The 21,333-nt window shown below is 66.7% G+C and carries 21 protein-coding genes and 2 pseudogenes; 12 read left to right on the top strand and 11 right to left on the bottom strand.

Features of this window, described 5'->3' with window-relative positions:
* Positions 1 to 34 precede the first annotated feature (34 nt).
* From E3T46_RS00335 to pabB, 4 genes and pseudogenes are all read right to left on the bottom strand, one after another.
* A complete protein-coding gene (locus tag E3T46_RS00335) occupies positions 35 to 832 on the bottom strand; it encodes a putative hydro-lyase (RefSeq protein ID WP_134577017.1) in 798 nt (265 codons plus the stop codon).
* Entirely contained in the window at positions 823 to 2,052 is a 1,230-nt protein-coding gene (locus tag E3T46_RS00330; protein WP_241980376.1) for an NRAMP family divalent metal transporter, read from the bottom strand. The genes E3T46_RS00335 and E3T46_RS00330 overlap by 10 nt, the downstream gene beginning before the upstream one ends.
* Before the next feature lie 175 nt (positions 2,053 to 2,227).
* A pseudogene (locus tag E3T46_RS00325) lies at positions 2,228 to 2,377 on the bottom strand (PadR family transcriptional regulator); the annotation flags it as partial.
* Between the two features lie 83 nt (positions 2,378 to 2,460).
* Positions 2,461 to 3,909, bottom strand: coding sequence for an aminodeoxychorismate synthase component I (gene pabB, locus E3T46_RS00320; protein WP_134577016.1), 1,449 nt, complete (start codon positions 3,907 to 3,909; stop codon positions 2,461 to 2,463).
* 183 nt (positions 3,910 to 4,092) lie between these two features.
* Here pabB and E3T46_RS00315 point away from each other — a divergent pair, with 183 nt between their 5' ends.
* The 9 genes and pseudogenes from E3T46_RS00315 to E3T46_RS00275 all read left to right on the top strand — a co-directional run bounded on the left by E3T46_RS00315 (position 4,093) and on the right by E3T46_RS00275 (position 12,265).
* Positions 4,093 to 4,914: an IclR family transcriptional regulator gene (locus E3T46_RS00315; protein ID WP_134577015.1), complete on the top strand. Its 822-nt coding sequence runs from the start codon at positions 4,093 to 4,095 to the stop codon at positions 4,912 to 4,914.
* Positions 4,915 to 5,005: 91 nt separating this feature from the next.
* On the top strand, positions 5,006 to 5,539 hold the full coding sequence (locus E3T46_RS18315; protein WP_277870911.1) for an FAD-dependent monooxygenase: 534 nt from the start codon (positions 5,006 to 5,008) through the stop codon (positions 5,537 to 5,539).
* Positions 5,422 to 6,093: pseudogene (gene pcaH, locus E3T46_RS00305) on the top strand (protocatechuate 3,4-dioxygenase subunit beta); the annotation flags it as partial. The gene E3T46_RS18315 and the pseudogene pcaH, both read left to right, overlap by 118 nt.
* Positions 6,086 to 6,700, top strand: a complete 615-nt coding sequence (pcaG, locus tag E3T46_RS00300) for a protocatechuate 3,4-dioxygenase subunit alpha (RefSeq protein WP_134577013.1) — start codon at positions 6,086 to 6,088, stop codon at positions 6,698 to 6,700. The pseudogene pcaH and the gene pcaG, both read left to right, overlap by 8 nt.
* Positions 6,693 to 8,195 (top strand): lyase family protein, encoded by a 1,503-nt coding sequence (locus tag E3T46_RS00295; RefSeq protein ID WP_134577012.1) that lies wholly within the window; start codon positions 6,693 to 6,695, stop codon positions 8,193 to 8,195. The genes pcaG and E3T46_RS00295 overlap by 8 nt, the downstream gene beginning before the upstream one ends.
* Positions 8,192 to 9,499, top strand: a complete 1,308-nt coding sequence (gene pcaC / locus E3T46_RS18790; RefSeq protein WP_134577011.1) for a 4-carboxymuconolactone decarboxylase — start codon at positions 8,192 to 8,194, stop codon at positions 9,497 to 9,499. The genes E3T46_RS00295 and pcaC overlap by 4 nt, the downstream gene beginning before the upstream one ends.
* 12 nt (positions 9,500 to 9,511) lie before the next feature.
* Positions 9,512 to 10,306, top strand: coding sequence for a CoA transferase subunit A (locus tag E3T46_RS00285; protein ID WP_134577010.1), 795 nt, complete (start codon positions 9,512 to 9,514; stop codon positions 10,304 to 10,306).
* Positions 10,306 to 10,980: a 3-oxoacid CoA-transferase subunit B gene (locus E3T46_RS00280; RefSeq protein ID WP_134577009.1), complete on the top strand. Its 675-nt coding sequence runs from the start codon at positions 10,306 to 10,308 to the stop codon at positions 10,978 to 10,980. The genes E3T46_RS00285 and E3T46_RS00280 overlap by 1 nt, the downstream gene beginning before the upstream one ends.
* Positions 10,981 to 11,041: 61 nt before the next feature.
* Positions 11,042 to 12,265 (top strand): acetyl-CoA C-acetyltransferase, encoded by a 1,224-nt coding sequence (locus E3T46_RS00275; protein WP_134577008.1) that lies wholly within the window; start codon positions 11,042 to 11,044, stop codon positions 12,263 to 12,265.
* 187 nt (positions 12,266 to 12,452) lie between these two features.
* On the opposite strand, the gene E3T46_RS00270 is transcribed toward E3T46_RS00275, so the two are convergent.
* The 4 genes from E3T46_RS00270 to E3T46_RS18645 all read right to left on the bottom strand — a co-directional run bounded on the left by E3T46_RS00270 (position 12,453) and on the right by E3T46_RS18645 (position 16,165).
* Complete coding sequence (locus E3T46_RS00270) at positions 12,453 to 13,277, bottom strand: hypothetical protein (RefSeq protein WP_134577007.1); 825 nt, start codon at positions 13,275 to 13,277, stop codon at positions 12,453 to 12,455.
* A gap of 382 nt (positions 13,278 to 13,659) precedes the next feature.
* On the bottom strand, positions 13,660 to 14,883 hold the full coding sequence (locus E3T46_RS00265; RefSeq protein WP_134577006.1) for an acyl-CoA dehydrogenase family protein: 1,224 nt from the start codon (positions 14,881 to 14,883) through the stop codon (positions 13,660 to 13,662).
* A gap of 136 nt (positions 14,884 to 15,019) precedes the next feature.
* Positions 15,020 to 15,889, bottom strand: coding sequence for a metal-dependent hydrolase (locus E3T46_RS00260; protein WP_134577005.1), 870 nt, complete (start codon positions 15,887 to 15,889; stop codon positions 15,020 to 15,022).
* 153 nt (positions 15,890 to 16,042) lie between these two features.
* Positions 16,043 to 16,165, bottom strand: a complete 123-nt coding sequence (locus E3T46_RS18645) for a hypothetical protein (RefSeq protein ID WP_255408738.1) — start codon at positions 16,163 to 16,165, stop codon at positions 16,043 to 16,045.
* A gap of 189 nt (positions 16,166 to 16,354) precedes the next feature.
* On the opposite strand from E3T46_RS18645, the gene E3T46_RS00255 reads away from it, so the two are divergent.
* Positions 16,355 to 16,597 (top strand): hypothetical protein, encoded by a 243-nt coding sequence (locus tag E3T46_RS00255; RefSeq protein WP_134443759.1) that lies wholly within the window; start codon positions 16,355 to 16,357, stop codon positions 16,595 to 16,597.
* Positions 16,598 to 16,635: 38 nt separating this feature from the next.
* On the opposite strand, the gene E3T46_RS00250 is transcribed toward E3T46_RS00255, so the two are convergent.
* The 3 genes from E3T46_RS00250 to E3T46_RS00240 all read right to left on the bottom strand — a co-directional run bounded on the left by E3T46_RS00250 (position 16,636) and on the right by E3T46_RS00240 (position 20,109).
* Complete coding sequence (locus tag E3T46_RS00250) at positions 16,636 to 17,982, bottom strand: threonine/serine exporter family protein (protein ID WP_134577004.1); 1,347 nt, start codon at positions 17,980 to 17,982, stop codon at positions 16,636 to 16,638.
* Positions 17,979 to 19,142 carry an acyl-CoA dehydrogenase family protein gene (locus E3T46_RS00245; RefSeq protein ID WP_134577047.1) on the bottom strand — a complete coding sequence of 388 codons (1,164 nt, stop codon included), beginning with the start codon at positions 19,140 to 19,142 and terminating at the stop codon, positions 17,979 to 17,981. The genes E3T46_RS00250 and E3T46_RS00245 overlap by 4 nt, the downstream gene beginning before the upstream one ends.
* 79 nt (positions 19,143 to 19,221) lie before the next feature.
* Positions 19,222 to 20,109, bottom strand: coding sequence for a DUF4349 domain-containing protein (locus E3T46_RS00240; protein ID WP_134577003.1), 888 nt, complete (start codon positions 20,107 to 20,109; stop codon positions 19,222 to 19,224).
* A gap of 159 nt (positions 20,110 to 20,268) precedes the next feature.
* Here E3T46_RS00240 and E3T46_RS00235 point away from each other — a divergent pair, with 159 nt between their 5' ends.
* Both E3T46_RS00235 and E3T46_RS00230 read left to right on the top strand, forming a co-directional pair.
* On the top strand, positions 20,269 to 20,490 hold the full coding sequence (locus E3T46_RS00235) for a hypothetical protein (RefSeq protein ID WP_134443757.1): 222 nt from the start codon (positions 20,269 to 20,271) through the stop codon (positions 20,488 to 20,490).
* Between the two features lie 3 nt (positions 20,491 to 20,493).
* Positions 20,494 to 21,333 carry an alpha/beta fold hydrolase gene (locus E3T46_RS00230; protein WP_134577002.1) on the top strand — a complete coding sequence of 280 codons (840 nt, stop codon included), beginning with the start codon at positions 20,494 to 20,496 and terminating at the stop codon, positions 21,331 to 21,333.

Below are 21,333 nucleotides of genomic sequence, written 5' to 3'. Positions count from 1 at the left end.
GGCATCCGCTTGCGCAAACCGGCGCCCAGCGGGCCTACGGCACGAGGTAGTCGGAGTCTCGGGCATCCGTGATGAGCATGTGGCCGGGGGCGTGGCCGATCGCGAGCGGCGGACGGGACTCCATCACGGCCGCCTGCGGTGTGACGCCGCAAGCCCAGAACACGGGCACGAAGCCGTCGGGCACGGTCACCGCGTCGCCGAAATCGGGGCTGGCGAGGTCGCGGATGCCCAGATCGGCCGGATCCCCACTGTGTACGGGGGCGCCGTGCACGGCGGGGTAGCGGGCGGTGATGCGCGCGGCATCCGCTACTCGATCGGCACGGATGGGGCGCATCGACACGACCAGCGGCCCGGCCATACTGCCAGCGGATGCGCAGCGCCGGTTGGTGCGATACATCGGCACGTTGCGACCCTGCTCGATGTGGGCGATCGGAATGCCAGCCTGTTGCAATGCAGCCTCGAAGGTGAAGCTGCAGCCGACGATGAAGGTGACCAGGTCGTCGCGCCACCAGGCCGTCAGGTCGGTCGGTTCGGCCACGAGCACACCGTTCTCGTAGACCCTGTAACGGCCGACGTCCGTGCGAATGTCGCCGCCGGACAGCAGCGGGCCGGCGGTCTGGCCGGCCTCGAGCACCCCGAGAATCGGGCACGGCTTGGGGTTGCGCTCGGCGAAGAGCAGCACGTCGAAGGCCTGCTCCTTCGGCACGATGATGAGATTGGCCTGGGTGAATCCGCTCGACCAGCCCGCCGTCGGTGTGGCGAGTCCGCCGCGGAAGAGCGCACGGGCCTCGGCGGGCGAAAGAGCGGCCCGGTCGAGTGCGGTCACGCCCACAGCGCCGCGAGGCCGCCGAGCGAGCGGTAACCCAGATACAGGGTGAGCAGCCAGGCGGCGACACCGATAACGAGCAGCCACTTGGGGTAGATGTAGCCGCCGAGCAGGTCGCGGCGGCGCCACGCCACCCAGAGGATGACCGCGAAACCGACGGGCAGAATGAGCCCGTTCACGGCGCCGGCCATGATGAGCAGCGTGGCCGGGGCCTGGCCGAGCAGGGTGAAGACCGTGGCCGACACCGCGATGAACACGCAGGTGGCGATGCTGCGCACCCGCGGCGAGGTCTTCGCGGTCGTGACGAAGGAGATCGATGTGTATGCGGCGCCTATGACCGAGGTGATCGAAGCGGCCCAGAGAATCACGCCGAACAGCTTGAGGCCGATGTCGCCGGCTGCTGACTGGAACGCTTCGGCCGCGAGGTTGTCACTGGTGAGGGCCACTCCGCCGGCGACGACGCCGAGAATCGCCAGGAACAACAGCACGCGGATGACACCGGTAATGATGATTCCGAGAACGGAGCTCTTGGTGATCTCGCCCACGTTTTCGGGGCCGGAGACGCCGGCGTCGATCATGCGGTGCGCCCCGGCATAGGTAATGTACCCGCCGATGGTGCCGCCGATGAGGGTGGTGATGATGAGAAAGTCGACGTTGTCGGGAATGACGGCATTCTTGAGGGCTTCACCGAGCGGTGGTTGCGACACGATCGCCACGTACCCGATAAGCAGAATCATGACCGCGCCGAGCACGACCACGATCTTGTCGAGGGCCACGCCGGCGCGCTTGCTCAGGAAGATGGCGATGGCTATGGCGGCCGATATGAGCCCGCCGATCTTCGGGTCGATGCCGAACAGAACGTTCGTGCCGAGGCCGGTTCCGGCGATGTTGCCCACATTGAAGACGAGGCCGCCGATGCAGATGAGGGCGGCGAGAAACCAGCCGGCGCCCGGGAGTACGGTGTTGGCGAGTTCCTGGGCGCGCTTGCCGCTCACTCCGATCACCCGCCACACGTTCAGCTGAACGGCGATGTCCACGAGGATTGACACCAGGATGGCGAAAGCGAACGCCGCGCCGAGCTGCACTGTGAAGGTCGTGGTCTGCACGATGAAGCCCGGGCCGACCGCGCTCGTGGCCATGAGGAACATGGCTCCGAGCAGGGCCCCGCGGTGCCTGTTCCTGGGTTTCTTCAGTTTACGCGTGACGGGTGTGACGGACGTGGCCATGGGCGCTGCTCACTTCTCTGGGATACGAGTCAGCACCGGCGGTCACTGATTGTGAGAAAGCCTATGATTGTTCAACAATCCCTGCAACTGTTTGGGGGATATTGGCTCAACTTGTAATCTGCCCGAAACGCGAGCGTGGTCAGAGCGCGCGCATTCGGATGTTGCGCGGGTTGTGCTCGACCTCGGCCAGGCCGACGGCCGCCATACGGCGCAATTCCGGGTAGATCTGCGAGTCGGGCGCGTGCCAGACGTGCGAAACGGATGCCTGGAACGCCTTCGACAGCTCGTACCCGGTCATCGGTTCCACGGTGAGGAGCGCCAGCAGGGCGTGTCGAAGATTCCCTTCGCCGTCTTGCGGGTCACAATAAGCATAGGTAGTTCGGGCAGGCCCTGACCGGACAGGCCTCGTCAGGCGGTGATCACCGCAGACGCGGCTGCCAGCAGCGGCGCGGCCTTGAGCAGCGTTTCCTCGTACTCTTCCTCGGCTACCGACCAGGCGGTAATGCCGCCACCCGCGCCGATGGTCGTCGTCGTCGGTCCAATTACGAGGCTTCGAATGGTCACGCCCAGGTCGACGCGACCGTCTGCCCCCATGTAGCCGAAGGCGCCGGCGTAGGGTCCCCGGGCACCGCGTTCGAGTCGATCGATGATGCTCATTGCGCTGTGTTTTGGCGCTCCGGTCATGGACCCGGCCGGCAGACATGCCTCAACGGCGTCGACCCAGGTAAGTCGTGGGTCGATCCTCGCCGAGATGGTGCTCACCAGTTGGTGCACGTTTTGGTAGGACTCGACCCGGAGTAAATCGGGGACCTGCACCGAGCCAGTTTCGGCCACCCGACCCAGATCATTGCGCATGAGATCCACGATCATCACGTTCTCCGCGATCTCCTTATGATGACCGGCCAGCTCGGTGATGAGCCCGGCATCTTCCTCGGATGTTCGGCCTCGGGGACGCGTACCCTTAATCGGTCGGGTAGTCATCGTTTTGTCCGGGCACACCTCCAGAAACTGCTCGGGGGAGGAACTCAACAGCGCGAAGTCGGCGAAACGGATCAGCGCTCCGTGGTGTGCCGGGTTCAGGCGACGCAACCGGCGATAGGTCTGGACCGGGTCCAGGGCTCCCTCGATGGTGATCTCGTTGGTCAGGCAGATTTGGTAGGCATCACCCTCCGCGATGGCATCCCGGCATTGCTCGACCAAGTCGACGTACTCCGCGTGGGTATGACGTAGCGAGGCCTTCCTCGGCTGCCCGGCTTCCGGGAGCGGCGGTACCGTGTTCCCGACCAGGGAGCGGAGGGTCGCCTGAACGTCCCGGACCCACAGCTTTGCTGTCGGCGACCCGGCGGGGACGCGGAGGGACATGGTCGACGCGCGGTGGTCGAAGGCGATAATGCGATCGGCCCACATCAGGGCAGCGTCGGGCAGGGCAGACGCGTGACGCGGCGACCCCACCGTTTTGGCCCCCAGTTCATAACCCAGCCACCCGACCCAACCGATCCGCAGACCGTCGGCCGGGTCAGCCACCGGGTCAGCCACAGGGCCGGCTCCGCGACGGGTGGTCGTCAGCCGGAGCAGGTCGAAGATCGAGCCCTCGAACCTGTCGCTCGTGCCCACTCCCGAGACGAGGACGGTGTCGCCGGCGCCGGACGCCGTGACCACCGGGGCCGATGGCGAGGGCAATCCCAGGTAGCTCACCCCGGTCTCTGCTTCGAACCCGCTATCCAGCCAGAAGGCGTTTTTCTCAGACTTCAGGAGACGCAGGAATACGAGTTCGGGGTCGACCCAGAAGTCCAGAACAATCTCTCGACAGGTCACCGCGTCTGCTGGTTGCAGCAGCCGTTCCTGCAACCCGGTCATGATTCCCCCTTTTCCGCTGCCACCGTGCGTTGCAACCAGATTGTCCCGAGCGCGCGTTGGCAACGAGGTTCAGATAAATCATATCTGCGAGGTAAAAGCGCAGTGGCGCACGCTTAACGAAGACGGCCCGCACGACACAACTCCAGTTCGGTGAAGCCCCGGTTTCGAGTAGCGTGGGGATAGATGTCAGGAAAACCCGCGCGGTCGAGCCAACCCGAGGGGGCGCTTGCGCTCCCCGTCGACGATCGTTCCGTCGCGGCCAGGCTCTTCGCCATTCTCGACGCGTTCGCAGCGCCCGCCGGAGCGACGTCGCTCACCCTGACCCTGACGGCCATTGCCCAACGTGCTGGCCTGCCGCTCTCCACCACGCACCGGCTTGTCGCCGAGTGGGTGAGTTGGGGCGGCCTGAGCAAGCACGAGAATGGGCAGTACTCGCTCGGCATGAAGCTGTGGGAGCTCGGGGTGCAGACGCCGACGGCCCGCAACCTGCGCACGATTGCGCTGCCCTACCTGGAAGACCTGTACGAGACGACGCGGGAACACGTGCACCTCGCCATTCTCGACGGGCGCGACGCACTGTACCTGGAAAAGCTCTCGGGCCACCACGTGGTTCGCTTGATCTCGCGGGTCGGCGCTCGCCTACCCCTGCACTCGACCGGGGTGAGGCTGGTGCTTCTGGCGCACGCTCCGCCGGACGTGGTGCAGCAGTATCTCGCTGCGAGCCTTGAGCGCTTTCTGCCGCGCACGGTCACCGAGCCCGAGGCGGTACGCACGCGGTTGGCCGAGATCCGGCTGCTCGGCCTGGCCCGTATGACGGAGGAGATGACGGCAGGGTCGCGCTCGATTGCCGCGCCCATCCGGGACCGCACCGGCCAGGTCGTGGCGGCCGTGTCGATCGTTACCCGCACGACCGACACCGTCGACCCTGAGCAGGAGAAAGCGGTACGCCTGGCCGCGCAGGGCGTCAGTCGGGCTCTCGGCTGCCGGCGTGCCCAGCAGTCGTGAGCAATGGCCGATTGTCGGCACTTTCACTGAGTGGAAGAAGGGCATCGGAGCCCTGACCGGTACAGCACACTGAAGACAACACACCCTGTCATTGTCGCTAGGAGAATCTGCGCCCCACGAAAACACCCGCGTCGCCATCATCGGCGCCGGTCCCGCCGGTCTCTTGCTGGGATGGGCCCTGCGTGACACCGGAATCAACTCGATCGTCGTGGAAAATCGTTCGCAGGAGTACGTGCTCGGCCGCATCCGCGCCGGTGTTTTGGAACAGGGGTCGGTCGAAACCTTCACCCGCCTCGGGGTGGGTGACCGCCTCGCATCCGAGGGCCTGCAGCACGACGGAATTTTTCTGCAGTATGCCGGCGAGCGCCACAACGTGAACTTCAACGAGCTGATCGGCCGCACGGTCACCGACAAATCGATCACCCCGATGCGCAGCTTCGTGGCCTCCCGCCTGGCCTACGGAAACCTGTTTCTGGTCGGCGACGCCGGCCACATCGTGCCGCCGACCGGCGCAACTACGCCCCCTACCGCAGCTCCCTGCTGCGCCACCCCACCCACGAGCTCGTGCGCGTCGACCCGGAAGAGGTCGAACGCCTCTCGCCCGCCTTCGGCCACACCGACGTGAACCTGCTCGAGAGCGACCTCACCATCCAGCATGCCGGCGAACCGATCGGCGAACGCATAACAGTGAGCGGCCGGGTGCTCGACGGCGAAGGCCGCCCGGTGCGACACCAGCTGATCGAACTGTGGCAGGCCAACGCCGGCGGACGCTACGTGCACAAACGCGACCAGCACCCAGCGCCGCTCGACCCCAACTTCACCGGCGTCGGCCGCGCCATCACCGGTGAGAAGGGTGAGTACTCGTTCACCACGATCAAGCCGGGGCCGTACCCGTGGAAGAACCACGTGAATGCGTGGCGCCCAGCGCACATTCACTTTTCGCTGTTCGGCACCGCGTTCACTCAGCGTCTGATCACCCAGATGTACTTTCCGGGCGACCCGCTGTTCGCGCTCGACCCGATTTACCAGTCGATAGCGGATGCGGATGCCCGCGCCCGCCTGATCGGGCAGTACGACCACAGCCTGAGCGTGCCCGAGTTCTCGCTCGGCTACACCTGGGACATCGTGCTCACCGGACCTAAGTCCACCTGGATGGAAGGCGAAGAAGCCCATGACTGACCTTGCCGAAGTAGCTGCCGCCGTGCAGACCAGCACCTCGCAGAAGCATGCTCTGCAGACCCCGTCGCAGACGATCGGCCCGTTTTACGGCTACGCCCTGCCCTTTGCGGGCGGGCCGGATCTGGTCCCCGGGTACCATCCCCGCGCCATCCGCTTTCATGGCACCGTCACCGACGGCGAAGGCGAGCCGATTCTCGACGCCCTGCTCGAGATCTGGCAGGCCGACGAGAGCGGCGTGCTCAGCCGCTCCCGTGGCAGCATCGACCGCGACGGGTTCACCTTCACCGGCTTCGGCCGCTGCGCGACCACGATCGCCGGCAACTATACCTTCACGACGCTCAAGCCCGGTGCGGCCGGCTCAGCAGCGCCCTACATCCTGGTGACGGTGTTCGCTCGTGGTGTCACGCACCACCTGTTCACCCGGGCCTACTTCGCCGAGGACGCCGCACTGCACGCGACCGACGCCGTGCTCTGCGCGGTTCCGGTCGACCGCCGCAGCACGCTCATCTGCGTCTCAGAGGGAATCGTCGGGGGAGCCGAGTCGTACCGCTTCGATATTCGCGTGCAGGGCGAGAACGAGACCGTCTTTTTGGACTTTGATGCCTGACCACAGCTTTGATGCCGGGCTGCTCAACCCGCTCAGCCACGGCAGCCGGGAATCCGAGCTGACCAGCGACCAGGCGTGGCTGCAGGCAATGGTCGACGCCGAGCTCGCCCTCACCCGCGCGCTCGTCGACGCCGAGCTTGCCCCCGAGTGGATGCTGGCCGTTTGCGACGCGCTCGGGAACGCGAGCCAGTTTGACCTCGGTGCGATCGCTGTCGAGGCCAGGGGCGGCGGCAACCCGGTGATCCCGTTCGTGAAGCACCTCGGCCGCGCCGCCGAGAAGGTGCGGGCCGGAGCGTCCGACCACATTCACGTGGGCGCGACCAGCCAGGACATTCTCGACACGGCCGCGATGATCGTGGCCCGCCGGGTGACCTGCGAACTCATTGACCAGCTCGATTCCTTCGGCGCCACCCTCGCCGACCTGGCCGAAGCGCACCGGGGCACCGTGATGAGCGGTCGCACCCTCGGCCAGCAGGCGTCGCCGACGAGCTTCGGCTTCGTGGTTGCCGGCTGGCTCGACGCCGTGCTGCTCATCGCCAGGCGTCTGGAGGGCATTCGCGACACCCTGCCCGTGCAGCTCGGAGGCGCAGTCGGCAACCTCGCCGTACTCACCGAGATCGCCAGGGCCCGGCGCAGCGCAGCCGTCGACACTGACGTGCTCGACGCGATCATTGACCGCTTCGCCCACCACGTCGGCCTGGTCGTGCCACGCCTGAGCTGGCACACCAACCGGGTCGTCATCTCCGAACTCGCCTCCGTGCTGGCCGCCGCGACCGGCGTCGCCGGTACCTTTGCGCTCGACGTCTCCGTGCTCTCCCGCACCGAAATCGCCGAGGTAAGCGAGCGTCTCGCTCCCGGCCAGGGTGGTTCCAGCGCCATGCCGCACAAACGCAACCCGGTGTCCGCCGTGCTGATCACGGCGGCTGCGCTGCAAACGCCGGGTCTGGCATCCACTCTCTATGGCAGCATGCTCGCCGAAGACCAGCGGCCGAGCGGGGCCTGGCATGCCGAATGGCAGTCGCTGCGGGTGCTCGAACGGCTCACGATCTCGGCGGTGACCGGCGCCGCGTCGCTCGCCGCTCGCCTCGACGTGGACCCGGAGCGCATGCGCGCCAACCTCGACGTCACCGACGGACTCGTGTTCAGCGAACGGGTCACCACAATTCTGGCCGAGACCGTCGGCAAGTCCACCGCGTTTTCGCTGGTCGAACGCGCCTCGCGGGAGGCCTTCGTGACCAACCGGCCGCTGCAGGTCGTGCTCGCGAGCATCCTCATCGCCGAGGGCTGTTCCGACGAACTGCGCGCGCAGATCTGGGCGGCCTTCGATTATGAGGGCCAGCCGGGGCAGTCGGCGGCGGGCGTCGACCGCGTCGTGCGCGCGTTCCGGCAGCGAGCGGATGCCGTGAAACGGCGGGCCGAGGCAGCCGCCGCAACCGATATGGTCGAAGCAGGCACCGGCGCAGCCCACTCCAACAAAGACGTAAGGATTTCATGAGCCAGCCCGTCATCCTCTGCACGCTCGAGCCGGCCGCGACCGGCGACGCGAACGCGCCGCTGATCGTGCTCGGCCCCTCGCTCGGCACCACGGCCGACCTCTGGGCCGGCGTCGTGCCGACGCTCGCCGTGACCCACCGGGTACTCAGCTTCAACCTGCCCGGGCACGGGTTCAGCCCTCGTGCGACGGCGGCGTTCACGATCGAGGAGATCGCCGACGCCGTCGTCGGCCTGGTCGACTCCCTCGGTGTCGACAGCTTTCACTACGCCGGAATCTCCCTCGGCGGGGCCATCGGCCTGGCCCTGGCCGTGAACCACCCGAGCCGCCTGACGAGCCTCGCGGTGTTCTGCTCCGGCGCAAAAATCGGCACCGCGGAGGCCTGGACCGATCGAGCCGCCGGCGTACGCGCGAGCGGCACCCCCTCGCTCATTATCGGCAGCGCCAGTCGCTGGTTCGCCCCCGACTTTCTCGGTCGCGACCCCAAGGCCGGATCAAACGCGCTCGATGCGCTGCTCGACATCGACGACGAATCCTATGCGCTCGCCTGTGAAGCGCTCGCTATTTTCGATCAAACGGATGCACTCAGCGCTATCCGCACGCCCGTCCTGTGCGTGTCGGGCGAACTCGATACGGTGACACCGACCGTGCAGTTGCAGGAGCTGGCGGCGCGCATTCCCGGCGCCCGGGCCGTGGAGATCGCCGGGGTCGCGCACCTGCCGGCGCTCGAGCAGCCGATCGAGGTCGGCGCACTGCTCGGGGAATGGGTGGCCGGCGCTTCGGCCCGGGCCGGAGCCGCGGGGGCTTCTGCGGGCGACTCGTCCGCAAGGCGACCCAGCGACTCGGCCGAGCCGCTATCGGCTGACCGCACCGCGGCATCCGCTTACGCTGACGGCATGCTCGTGCGTCGCGCGGTCCTCGGCGACCAGCACGTCGATGCGGCCACGGCTGCGATCACCCCCGAAACCGCGGTGTTTCAGGACTTCATCACGCGCTATGCCTGGGGCGAAGTGTGGACGCGGCCGGGGCTCGACCGTCGTACTCGCAGCTTCCTGACCATCGCCGCGCTCATCACCGGCGGGCACGAGGGCGAGCTCGCGATGCACGTGCGCGCGGCCCTGACCAACGGGCTGAGCCGCGCCGAGATCAGCGAAGCCATTCTGCACACCGCTATCTATGCGGGCGTGCCGGCCGCCAATGCCGCGTTCGCCGTAGCCCGGGAGACCTTCGCCGGGCTCGATGCGGCTGCCACCGAACCTGATACCGACGCGACCACGCCCGACGACACCGTCATTCGGCCCAGCTAAAGGATTCGATTTATGGACAAGACCTATCCCTCCGCCGCGGCCGCTGTCGCCGACATCCCCGATGGTGCCTCGCTTGCTGTCGGCGGGTTCGGGCTGGTCGGCGTGCCGATCGTGCTCATTCGTGCGCTGCTCGCCCTCGGCAGCACGAACCTGCACGTCGCGTCGAACAACTGCGGTGTCGACGGCTGGGGCCTTGGCGAACTCCTTCGGGAGGGTCGCATAGCCAGGGTCATCGCCTCGTATATCGGTGAGAACAAGGATTTCGCGCGCCGTTACCTCGGCGGTGAACTCGAGGTCGAGCTGACGCCGCAGGGCACGCTCGCCGAACGGCTGCGGGCCGGCGGCACCGGAATTCCCGCGTTCTACACCGCGAGCGGCGTCGGAACCATGGTCGCCGACGGCGGACTCCCGTGGCGTTATGGCCCGGATGGTGAGGTGACGGTGTCATCGCCGCCGAAGGAGACACGACGCTTCTCTTCGCTCGGCAGCGAGAAGGAATACGTCCTGGAAGAGGCCATAGTCACCGACTATGCCCTGGTGCGGGCCGCGAAGGGCGACCGGCACGGCAACCTGGTGTTTGAGAAATCGGCCCGCAACTTCAACCCGGTCGCCGGCATGGCTGGCCGCATCACCATCGCCGAGGTTGATGAGCTGGTGGAACCGGGGCAGATCGACCCGGATGAGGTGCACCTCGCCGGTATCTATGTGAATCGCATCGTGCAGCTCGGCGCGGTGGACGCCGCCGACCTGCCGATCGAGAAGACGACGACGCGGCCGCGGCCTTCGTCTGAAATTGGAGCGAGCTGATGGCCCTAACGCGTAATGAGATGGCGGCCCGCGCCGCCCAGGAACTCGCCCCCGATTCCTATGTCAATTTGGGCATCGGTCTGCCGACCCTCATTCCGAACTTTCTGCCCGAGGGGGTGCACGTCGTGCTGCACTCCGAAAACGGGGTGCTCGGCGTTGGACCCTACCCGTGGGAGGGTGAGGCCGATCCCAAGCTCATCAACGCCGGAAAGGAAACCGTCACCGTCAATCCCGGCGCCGCGTACTTCGACTCGGCGCAGAGCTTCGGCATGATTCGCGGCGGCCTGATCGACGTGGCCGTGCTCGGCGCCATGCAGGTCAGTGTGGTCGGTGACATCGCCAACTGGGCGGTGCCCGGCAAGATGATCAAGGGTATGGGCGGTGCGATGGACCTGGTGCACGGCGCCGACACCGTGATCGTCGTGATGGAACACGTGACCAAGACGGGCGAGTTCAAGATTAAAGAGGTCTGCGACCTGCCCCTGACCGGCAAGGCCGTCGTCACCCGCATTATCACCGACCTCGCCGTGATCGACGTCACTCCCGAGGGGCTCGTGCTGCGCGAGGTCGCGCCCGGCGTCACCGCCCTGGAGGTGCAGGCCGCCACCGAGGCGACCCTGCTCGTGCCCACCCCGCCAACCACGATCACGACGCTGCTCGGCGTTGCCGAATGATGCTCGTCGCCGCGACCGTCCTCACCACCCAAACCACCATCCTCAGCAACGGAGACACCGTATGACCCTCACCACCCTCCGCCAGATCGTCATCTGCGAACCGCTTCGCACCCCGATCGGCCGCTTCGGCGGAGCGTTCAAAACCGTCGCGCCGGCCGACCTCGCCGCGGCCGTCATTGTCGCGCTGATGGAACGCACCGGCCTCGACGGTGCCGTCATCGACGACGTCATCTTCGGCCAGGCGTACCCCACGGCCGAGGCCGCGCCGGTCGCCCGCGTCGCCGCCCTCAACGCGGGCCTGCCCGTCACAGTCGGCGGGGTGCAGGTCGATCGTCGTTGCGGCAGCGGTCTGCAGGCTATCCTCGACGCTGCGATGCAGGTGCAGACGGGGGTCAGCGACCTCGCCATTGCCGGCGGCGTGGACGTCATGAGCCAGGCCCCCATCTACATGGTCGATTCCCGCTGGGGCCTGGCCGGAACCGCCGGGGTGCTGCTGCGCGACGCCCTCGGCCGTGGCCGCGAAACCGCCGGCGGACGCCACTATCCGGTGCCCGGCGGCATGCTCGAAACCGCCGAGAACCTGCGCCGCGACTACAGTCTTGACCGCGTCGAACAAGACGAGCTCGCCGTCGAATCCCAACGCCGCGCCCTCGCCGCCGTCGCCGACGGCCGCTTCGTGGATGAGCTCGTGCCGGTCACCGTGCCCGGACGCAAGGGCCCCATCGTCGTCTCGGTCGATGAAACCCCGCGCGAAACCACCCTCGAAGCCCTCGCCGGCCTGAAACCGATCATGGGCAAAGCGGATGCCGCCGCCACCGTCACCGCCGGTAACGCCAGCGGGCAGAACGATGCGGCCGCCGCGTGCATCGTGACCACCCCGGAGCGGGCGGCCGAGCTCGGCCTGACCCCTCTGGTGCGGCTCGCGTCCTGGGCACGGGCCGGCGTCGAACCCTCCCGCATGGGCCTCGGCCCGGTACCGGCGACGGAGCTCGCGCTGGAGCGTGCCGGCCTGACCCTGGCCGACATCGACCTGATCGAACTCAACGAGGCCTTCGCCGCGCAGGTACTCGCCGTCAGCCGGGAGTGGAACTTCACCCCGGAAGATTGGGCCCGCACCAACGTCAACGGCTCGGGCATCTCGCTCGGCCATCCGGTCGGCGCCACCGGCGCTCGTATCCTCGCCACCGCCGCCCGCCACCTGCAGCGTACCGAAGGCCGTTACCTCCTCGAAACCATGTGTATCGGCGGTGGGCAGGGACTCGCGGCCATCTTCGAGCGCGCCTAACGACATCCGCTTGGCGAAGACCTGGTCTGCCGTCGCCGAGCCGTGAGTTTCGGCCGCCGAGCCGTGAGTTTCGGTCGCCGAGCCGTGAGTTTCGGCCCGAAAACCCGCTCGAAATGGCCTCAAACTCACGGCTCGGCGAGCGGCGAAACCGGAAACTCACGGCTCGGCGAGCGGATGGCCGACCCACCTACCAGCGCGCGCCCCGTTCGACCAGGGCGGCCCGCACCCGGCGCAGAAGTTCCTGGCCACCAGTCTTCAAGTCGTCGTCGGTGATGCGCACCATGCGCCATTTCTGATCCTCGACCCGCTCGCGGCGGGTGATATCGACGCGGAATTGCCTCTGGTTACTGCGGTGTCCGTCGCCCTCGTACTCGACGCAGACTTTGAAGCGCGGCCACGCCAGATCGACCCGGGCTACGAAGACGCCACGCGCGTCGAGGATCTCGAAGTTGACGACCGGTTCCGGAATACCCGCATCCAGCAAGAAGAGGCGAGTCCTGGTCTCCTGCGGAGAATCGACCGCCGCCCGAGCAAGAGCGGCAGCCTCCCGCAGGGCACGACACCCGCGTCTCCCGATCAGGGCCGCAGCGACCGCGCGAAGCTCGTCGGGCGTGTGCCACGGATTGCGGCCGCTGCAGAGAAAATCCGCAGCCGCCACGAGCTCAACCCGGCCAAGCAGGAGGCCGAGGTCGATCCACGTCTGGATCAAACTGGTCACCGGGAATCCGTACACCCGCTGCGTCGTGCCATCCACCCCCTCGTGCCCGATAATGCCCACAACCTGCGGTGCCCGCACCCCCGGTGGCACCGAGACATGCAGTCGGCGGTCGCCTTCAAGTCGGCTGGGCAACCAGATCCCGTGAATCACGGCCGCCGTCGAGTGGCTGAAGACGTGGGTAGCGGGCATCCGCTTGGAATATGCTCTGGCGAGGTCGAAAGTCGACGCCGGATGCTCGCGCTCCGCCCGCAAACGACGAAACGACAGGGCTGCACGTTCAGGTGTGATGGGCATGCAGCGATCATGACGCCAATCACGATTGCACATATTAGTTATGCACAGGCAAACCACGATCGGCCCGGCCGTGTCCCGGATCAGCCTGGCGAGCGGATGCGGCGGTCGGGTTTTTAGGTGTGGCCTGCCAGGCCACGCGGGCGCGTTGCCGACCCGTGAGTTTCGGTCATCGAGCCGTGAGTTTCAGCCCGAAAATGGCAACACATCGTGTCCAAACTCACGGCTCGGTGCGCCCGGGGTCGCGAAACTCACGGCTCGGTGCGCCCGGGATCGCGAAACTCACGGCTCGGTGCGCCCGGGATCGCGAAACTCACGCCTCGGTGAGCGGATGCCTGGGGCGCCCCGTGAGGCGGCCGCGGGCATCCGCCTGACGAACCAGCAGCTACTGGAACGCGGAGATACCGGTGATCGCGCGGCCGACGACGAGGGTGTTGACCTCGTAGCTGCCCTCGTAGGTATACAGGGCTTCGGCGTCGGCGAAGACGCGGGCTATGCCCCAGGAGGTGGAGATGCCGTTGCCACCGAACACCGAACGACCCAGTGCCACGGATTCGCGCATGCGCGCGCTGGCGGAGGCCTTGGCCATCGCGGCGTGCTCCGGCCGCAGCGTTCCAGCCTGTTGCAGCTGGGCGATGCGCACCATCAGGCCGAGCGACGTGGTCGCATTCTCGAGAATGCGCACCAGCTTCTCCTGCACGAGCTGGAACGATGCGATCGGCTTGCCGAACTGCCGGCGCTCGAGGGCGTAGCCCAACGCATAGTCGTAGGCGGCGAATTGCAGGCCCACGGACTGCCAGCCAACCCAGACCCGCGAATTGGTGAGCAACCGGTTGGTATCGCGAAAGCTCGTGGCACCGGGCAGCCGGTCGCGTTCGGCGACCACGACGTTCCGCAGGGTGATCGTGGCGTTCTGCACGATGCGCAGGGCGATCTTGTTTTCGATCTTCTCCGCGGTGAACCCGGCCAGGGTCGCGTCGACGATGAAGCCCTTGATCTGGTCGTCGGCGGTGTCGCGCGCCCAGACCAGCACATTGGCCGCGAAGGTTCCGCTGCCGATCCAGCGTTTGACGCCGTTCAGGGTCCAGGAGTCGCCGGTGCGGGTGGCGGTTGTCTCCATATTGCGCGAGACATCGGAGCCGTGATCCGGTTCGGTGAGCGCGAACGCGCCGATCTTGCGCAGGGAAATGGCGTCGGCCAGGAACCGGTCGCGCTGGTCATCGGTGCCGAGCTGGGCGATTGCCGCTGCGAACAGGCCGCTGTGCACGCCGACAAAGGTCGAAATGGACGCATCGACGCGGGCAAGCTCGACGGTCATGAACCCGTGGAGTAAGAAATTGTCGCCGCGCGCACACAGATCGACGAGGTTCAGGGCGGTCAGGGCGGGGATGATTTCGAACGGGAACGTCTCGTTGTTCCAGTGCTCGGCGACGACGGGTCGAATCTCGCGTTCGAACACCGCGCGGGCTGTGGCTACCAGATTCTGCTCGTCCACGGTGAGGAAGTCCTGGTAGGAAAAGAAATCGGTGGTGGGGCCGGTGTAAAACTCGGTGCTGGGCGCATCCACTTCGGTATCGCCGATCTTCGGACTCTCAACGACGGTGCTCATGGCTGGTCCTCTCTGACCGGGTACCCCTGAATTCTGCGCCTGGGAGCGGAAATGCGCAATCTCTCGCAGATTAACCGTGCAATGTGCCTAATGGATGTCCCGATTATGCTCGCAAATTGCCCCGGATGCGCGAAAACTAGCGCGTGGCGGAGGTGTTCATGGTGAGCACGTCGGTGCCGTCCAGGTCGTGCAGGCCGAGCGTCACGGTCACGACGCCGAGTGTGCCGAGCGAGGCGACATGGGTGCCGCCGCAGGGGATGCGCACGGTCGCGCCGGGCAGCTCGCACACCCAGTAGCGGCGGTCCGTCAACCGGTCGCCGCCCTGGTCGATGCGTACCGCGGCATCCGTCATGGTCCACGCGAGCAGGGTCGCGTTGATGGTCGCTTCGATCGCCGCGAGCGACTCGGCGAAGCCATCGACCGAGAAGCCCTTCTTGCGCAGCGATTTGCCGAGCCGGTAGGTGTCGACCGAAGCGTTCTGGCCGATCAATGATTCGTCGATGGCGAGCCCGTCGAAGTCGGGGTGGCCGAGCGCGTCGGCGCGTACCTCTTTTTTCCACCGGTCGGCGAGAGCATCGTTCAGGGCGAGGGAGGCCAAATGGCACGCGGTGTGGCCGGCGCTCGTGGCGTCGCGCAGGCCCTCGTCAACCTCGACCGTGACGGTGTCGCCGGCTGAAAGCCCGGCCGCGTCGACGACGTGCACCACGACGAAGGCCCAGCCTGGGGTGCCCTTGGCCACCGGAATGTCCGCACCGATATACAGCTCGGACCCATCGGTGGCTCCGACGATGCAGTCCTCGACCGGCCAGAACGCGGCACCGTGATGCAGCAAGGCCTGGTCGGGTCCCTGGTCGGGCCAGCCGGCATCGACCGGATGCACGCAGGTCGCATCGAGCAGCACGGCTGAGCGTCCGTCCGGCAGCGGCTCGGAGTGCAGCACGGACGCCCGCGCGTCGACGGCGCCGCTCGGGTAGAGCACGCGGGTGTCTTCGGTGGGCAGGGTCATGGCTGGTCCTTTCACAAGCGGATGTTGTCGGTCACGCCGACGAAAGAAAGGTGCCGCCACGATCGTGGCGGCACCCGTGCTTGCTAATACTGCGCCAGATGCAGCGCGCGATACCAGGAGCGGAGAACCCATAGCACCGAGAAGATGCAGAATCTAGCTCTTGCGGGCCCGAGAAGCGGTCTCTTCAGACTTCGCCTTCTTGTCGGCCCTCTTTTCCTTGAGGGACTTGTCGGCAACCTTCTTGGTTGCGTCCTTTTTCGGTGATTTGTCAGCCATTGTGTACTCCTTCGCGCCGAGCCGTGGGGCTCCGTCTCCTCGAGAATACGCGGGTTTGCGGCATCCGTCATCTCCGCAGCCGACCGCGCTACCGCAAATCGCCAGACCTGGTCGGAGCCCTGTGCACGGCTGCCGGTCTGTCGTATGCTGTCGCTGCAACGAACCCGCTCTCCGTCGAAAGGTCATGTCATGAGCCACAGCGCCACCTACCGGGCAGTTCTGTTTGGACCCAACCCGATTGCCGCCGGAACCGAGGTCGAATTGGAATACATCGACGGTGAGTATCAGGACGTCCTGGTGCTCGAAGCGGTCGAGGACACCGAAACGATCACCCGCACTTATAAGCGCGGCCGTGAGACCGACGAGCCCATCCCGTATCGTTTCGTCGAGGAAGACGCCGTCGACGCCGGCGAGGCGGACATTCCCAACTGACGCAGGCATCCGTTTGACAGCGGATGCTGCAGCGCGCGCTAAATGCGCTTGGTTGCGTCGCGGCCGAGTCGCACCGGCAGGGCCATGAGCGGTCCGACGAAGCGGCGCTGCAGCCTGCGCGCCGGACCCCAGACGATCTGCACGACATACTGCGACAGCAGCGCGCCGGCCGCGAGGGCCATCGCGATGCCGGCAGCGGTGAGCAATGCGAGCAGCCCGTTGATATCGCCCTCGGAGAGCTGGAGCAACCCGCGAAACAGGGTGAGCCCGGGCACGAGCGGCACGAGCGCCGTCACCATAATGACGAGCGGAGGGGTGCGCACGATGCGCGCAGCGACCGCCGCCAGCAGGCCGACGCCGAGGGCGCTTGCCGCCGAGGCCCCGACCAGTCCGAATCCGCCGGCCAGCGCGGCCACGAACAGAAACTCGGCGAGAGCGCCGAGCACGCAAACCACCCAGACCGCCCGCCACGGTACCTGCACGGCCAGCGCAAACCCGATGACGATGACGATGGCGGCTACGAGCAGTACCGGCAGCACGCCGATGGTCACGATCGGATTCGAGTCGATCTCGAGCAGCAGCCCGAACCGGACCAAAAACAGGGCGGATCCCGACACCCCGGTGACCAGGCCAGCCGTGATCAGCAGGGCCTCCACCAATCGGGCGGTGCCGGTCAGGTAAAACCCCGAGAGCGTGTCATGCACGGCACCGAATGTGGTGACACCGGCGAGAAGCATGATGATGGTGGCGACGACGACGAGCGAGGGGTTGGCCGTGGGGTCGATCACCCGCACGACCGTGGCGACGAGGGGGCCGATCGCCCCGCCGACGACCGTCTGGTAGAACAGCGGAACCTGGCGGTGGTCGAGCACCGACGTGATCCAGTCGATGATCCAGGTGGCGATAAAGGCGGCGATGATCACCGTCGGCCCGCCGCCGATCAGAACGGCGGCGCCGGCACCGACCAGGCTCCAGCCGATGCGGCGCCACTGTTTGGGCACCTGCGGTTTTGAGCTGACGATGGTCGCGAGGATCTTGCGGGCCTCGGCGACCTCGATCGGCTTCTCGATAATGTCCGCGATCAGCTCCGAGGTGGCGGTGAGCTTGGAATAGTCCAGCGTGCGGTACTTCACGTTGCGGCTGCGGATGATCGACTCGTGCGTCGACGAGTCTTCCTGGGTCAGCGTGATGGTCGTGTGGGTGATATTCGCGTCGGTGCCCTTGAGCCCGTAGGCCCTGGTGAGCGCGATCATCGCGGCGGTGGCGTCTTCGGCGCCGGCGCCGGCGGTGAAGATGACTTCGGCGAGGCGCATGGTGAGGTCGAGCACGGCCCGGGTGTAACCGGAGTGGTCGAGCGTGATGGCGGTGGTCTTGCTGAAACTCATGAGGCAGGCAAATCGAGGGGTCCGAGAACGGATGCTGCGGCGGTCGCGTGCGCGGAGTCCGCGTCGGAGGGGTGGAAGAAACCCGCGAGCACGTCGCGGTAGAGCCGGGCCAGTTCGGAGGACGCGGCGTAGGCGGAGCCGCCGGCAACCTGCACGGCGGTGTCGACGACGAACTTGGCGTTCTGGGTGGCCCGGTATTTGAGCCCGGAGAGCTGCGCGAACCAGGCCGGTCCGACCGCGAATAAACGCTCGTCGACCGCCCGGGCGAGGGCGTCGATCTGCGGATAGATGCCGTCCATCGCAATGACGAGGTCCCCGATCCGCCACCGCGCGACCGGATCCTGCGCGTGCGTGCGCCCCTCGTTTTTCAGCGAGGTTCGACGGTTAGCGCCCAGGGCGGCGAGTTCGAGCGCGCGCTGGCCGATTCCGGTGTACACGGCGCTGAGCAGAATTTCAAAGTTGGCGAAGATGCCGGCGACGAGCGGGTCGCCGTTCGGGCCGATCGGCAGGCGGCGCACGACCCGGTCCGGGCGGGCGAGAGCGCCATCGAGCACGGTGCTCTGGCTCTGGCTGGCGCGCATGCCGAGGGTGTCCCAGTCATCTTTCGAGCGGATGCCGGCATCCGCTCGATCGAGAAACGCCCAGACGATCGCGGGGTCAGCCGGGGCGGAGGAATCCAGGCCGAGGGTGCCGAGCCGGGTCCAGGCGGGGGAGAGCGAGGTGAACACCTTGGTGCCGGTGAACCGGTAGCCGCCATCTTGCTGGGGGAGGGCATCCGTTTGCGAGCCGAACAGCACCAGGTCGTTGCCGGGTTCGCTCACGCCAAAGGCGAAGATTTCGCCTCGCATGGCCTCTTCGAGCACGAAGTCGAGCGAGTGGTCGCCCTGCGCGTTCAGGCTGGCGGCGACACCGGTCCAAACCAGGTGCATATTCACGGCGAGGGCGGTGGCCGGGGCGTGCGCGGCGAGCCGGGTCTGCTCGCGCACGGTCTGTTGCAGGGTGCGGCCGAGTCCGCCGAACTGCACCGGCACGAGGGCGCGCAGGTAGCCGGCAGCGACGAGCACCTCGAGATCTTCGGTGAAGAAGGCGTTGGCCCGGTCATACCCGGCTGCCCGTGAGCGGATGCCGGCCAGCAGCTGATCAGACAGCACCGGCTCGATCGAAGGAACAAAAACGGGCGCTGCCGGAGAGGTTTCGGGCAGGGTTAAAGCAGGGAGAAACTCGGTCACAGGGACAAGCCTATGCAGCCTTACGCCGTCGCGCCAACACCCGCACGATCACGAGCGCGATTGCCCCGAAAATCGCCAGTACGACCAGCCAGGGCAGAGCAACTCCGAGGCCGATCAGCAGGCCGCCGGCGGCGGCGACGAGGGCGGTCCAACCGGCGATAATGCCGGTCCAGAAATTGTCGGGGCCGCCGGCGGCCACGGTGCCTTCCGAAACCAATTCGAGCTGCACGGTCGAGTAATCGATCTGATCGGCGAGAAAGTCGCGCTGGGACTGCAGGCTTTCGAGCTCACCCTGCCGACTCGACAAAGCGTCTTCGATGCTGATCAGGTCGGTCGTGCTCGTCGCCGAGGCCATCAGTGCCAACAACCGGTCAACCGAGGTGGTCAGAGCCGTGATGCGGGCGTCGAGGTCCTGGCTCTGCTGTGTCACGTCCTGGGCGTTGAGCGAGACGAAGTTGAGCCGGCCGAGTTTCTTGAGCTCGGCCAGGGTACGGTCGAGTTCGTCGGACGGAATACGCAGGGTGAGGGTGGCGCTCGCTGGCTGGACGTCGGTGCCCGGGTTTTCGCTGCGGCTGTCGACGCGTCCGCCGGCCTGTTCGGTGATCGTGACGGCGGATTCGCTCGCCGCGACCGGATCAGTGGCCGTGATCGACATGGACCCGGTGGTGATGACGTCCCGGTTGGACGTGTTCACGTCGCCCGTAGTGCCGGTGACGACGCTGCCGTCGGGGGCTTTGTCGACCGAAAAGTCCTGTTCCGGCGCGACCTCGCCGATGCCGCCGTCCGCCGAGCCCGTGCTCCCAGACGAGTCCGTGCTCACCGAACCACTATTAGCCGTGCATCCCGCCAACAACACGGCGGTCAGCAGGACCGCGATCACTCCCCAGGTTCGTCTCATGACTCACCGTATCGAGCGGGGTGGGGGCGCTGTCTGGGGGCAGTCTGGGAGTCGGGTCACAATTGGGACTCGGCGCCTACCCCCGAAGTAAGGTCAGGGAGTCGGCGAGCAGCCCGACTGCACATTCAACCCAACTGCACACACGATCAGGAGGACAACATGGGATTCGTAGACGATGCCAAGGATGCACTCGATGCCACCGGCAAAAAGATCGGCCGGGCGGTTGATGACGCCAAGGACCGCGTCGAAGACCGGGTCGACGAGGCCAAGGCTGACGTCAAGGTGAAGAAGGCCGAGGGCGAGGTCAAGCACGCCGAGGCCGAGCGCAACGCCACCGAGGCCAAGAACGACTTCAAGGCCACGCTGCGCAACGATAATTAGCCCATGACCTGGTGGGCGGAGCGGATGCGCCGAGCGCGTCGGTCCCGCCCACCGCTGTTGCACGTGGCAACGGATGCCGGTACCGGCCCGGTCGTCATTCTCGTGCACGGCATCGCGTCGTCCTCGATCACCTTCTACGAGGTGATCCCGCGGCTCACCCCGAATCATCGGGTGATCGCGGTGGACATTCTGGGCTTCGGGCAGTCGCCGGCACCGGACGGCTGCGAGTACCGGCTGGAGGATCATGTCGGGGCCCTGGCCGCGACCATCCGCTCATTGAAACTGCGCGAGCCGTTCGTGCTGGTCGGCCACTCCCTCGGCAGCCTGATCAGCACCCGCTACGCCGCGATGCAGAGGCAGGGCCCGGGGGCGAGCGTCTGGCGGAGGCTGACCGGCAGCGGCACGGTGTCGCGCGTGGTGCTGGTCGGGCCGCCGGTCTATGTGTCACCGAGCGATATCGGCGACCCACGAGTCAAAGCGCGAGTCAGCGCCTACCTGCGGGCCTACGATTTTCTGCGCGCCAACAAGGATTTCACACTCGCCAACGCGTCCATCATTACGCGGCTGCTCCCCAAGGGCATCTTTGAACTGACCGAGAAAACCTGGACGCCGTTCATCAAATCGATGGAGCACTGCATCGAATCGCAGACCGTGGTGAGCGATATCGCGAGCCTCGAGGTGCCGGTCGACGTGATCTACGGCGCGTTGGACGCGTTCATCGCGCAGGGCAGCATGACCATCATTGAGCGGATGCGCCACGTCACCATGCACCGGGTCGAGGCCAACGACCACATCATCCGCCGGCGCCTGGCCCGGGTGCTGGTGAACGTGATCGACAGCTGA

The sequence above is a fragment of the Cryobacterium sp. Hh11 genome (genome assembly GCF_004404045.1).
In the GTDB taxonomy this organism is placed as follows: Bacteria; Actinomycetota; Actinomycetes; order Actinomycetales; family Microbacteriaceae; genus Cryobacterium; species Cryobacterium levicorallinum.
This window is presented reverse-complemented; position numbering and strand designations above follow the sequence as displayed.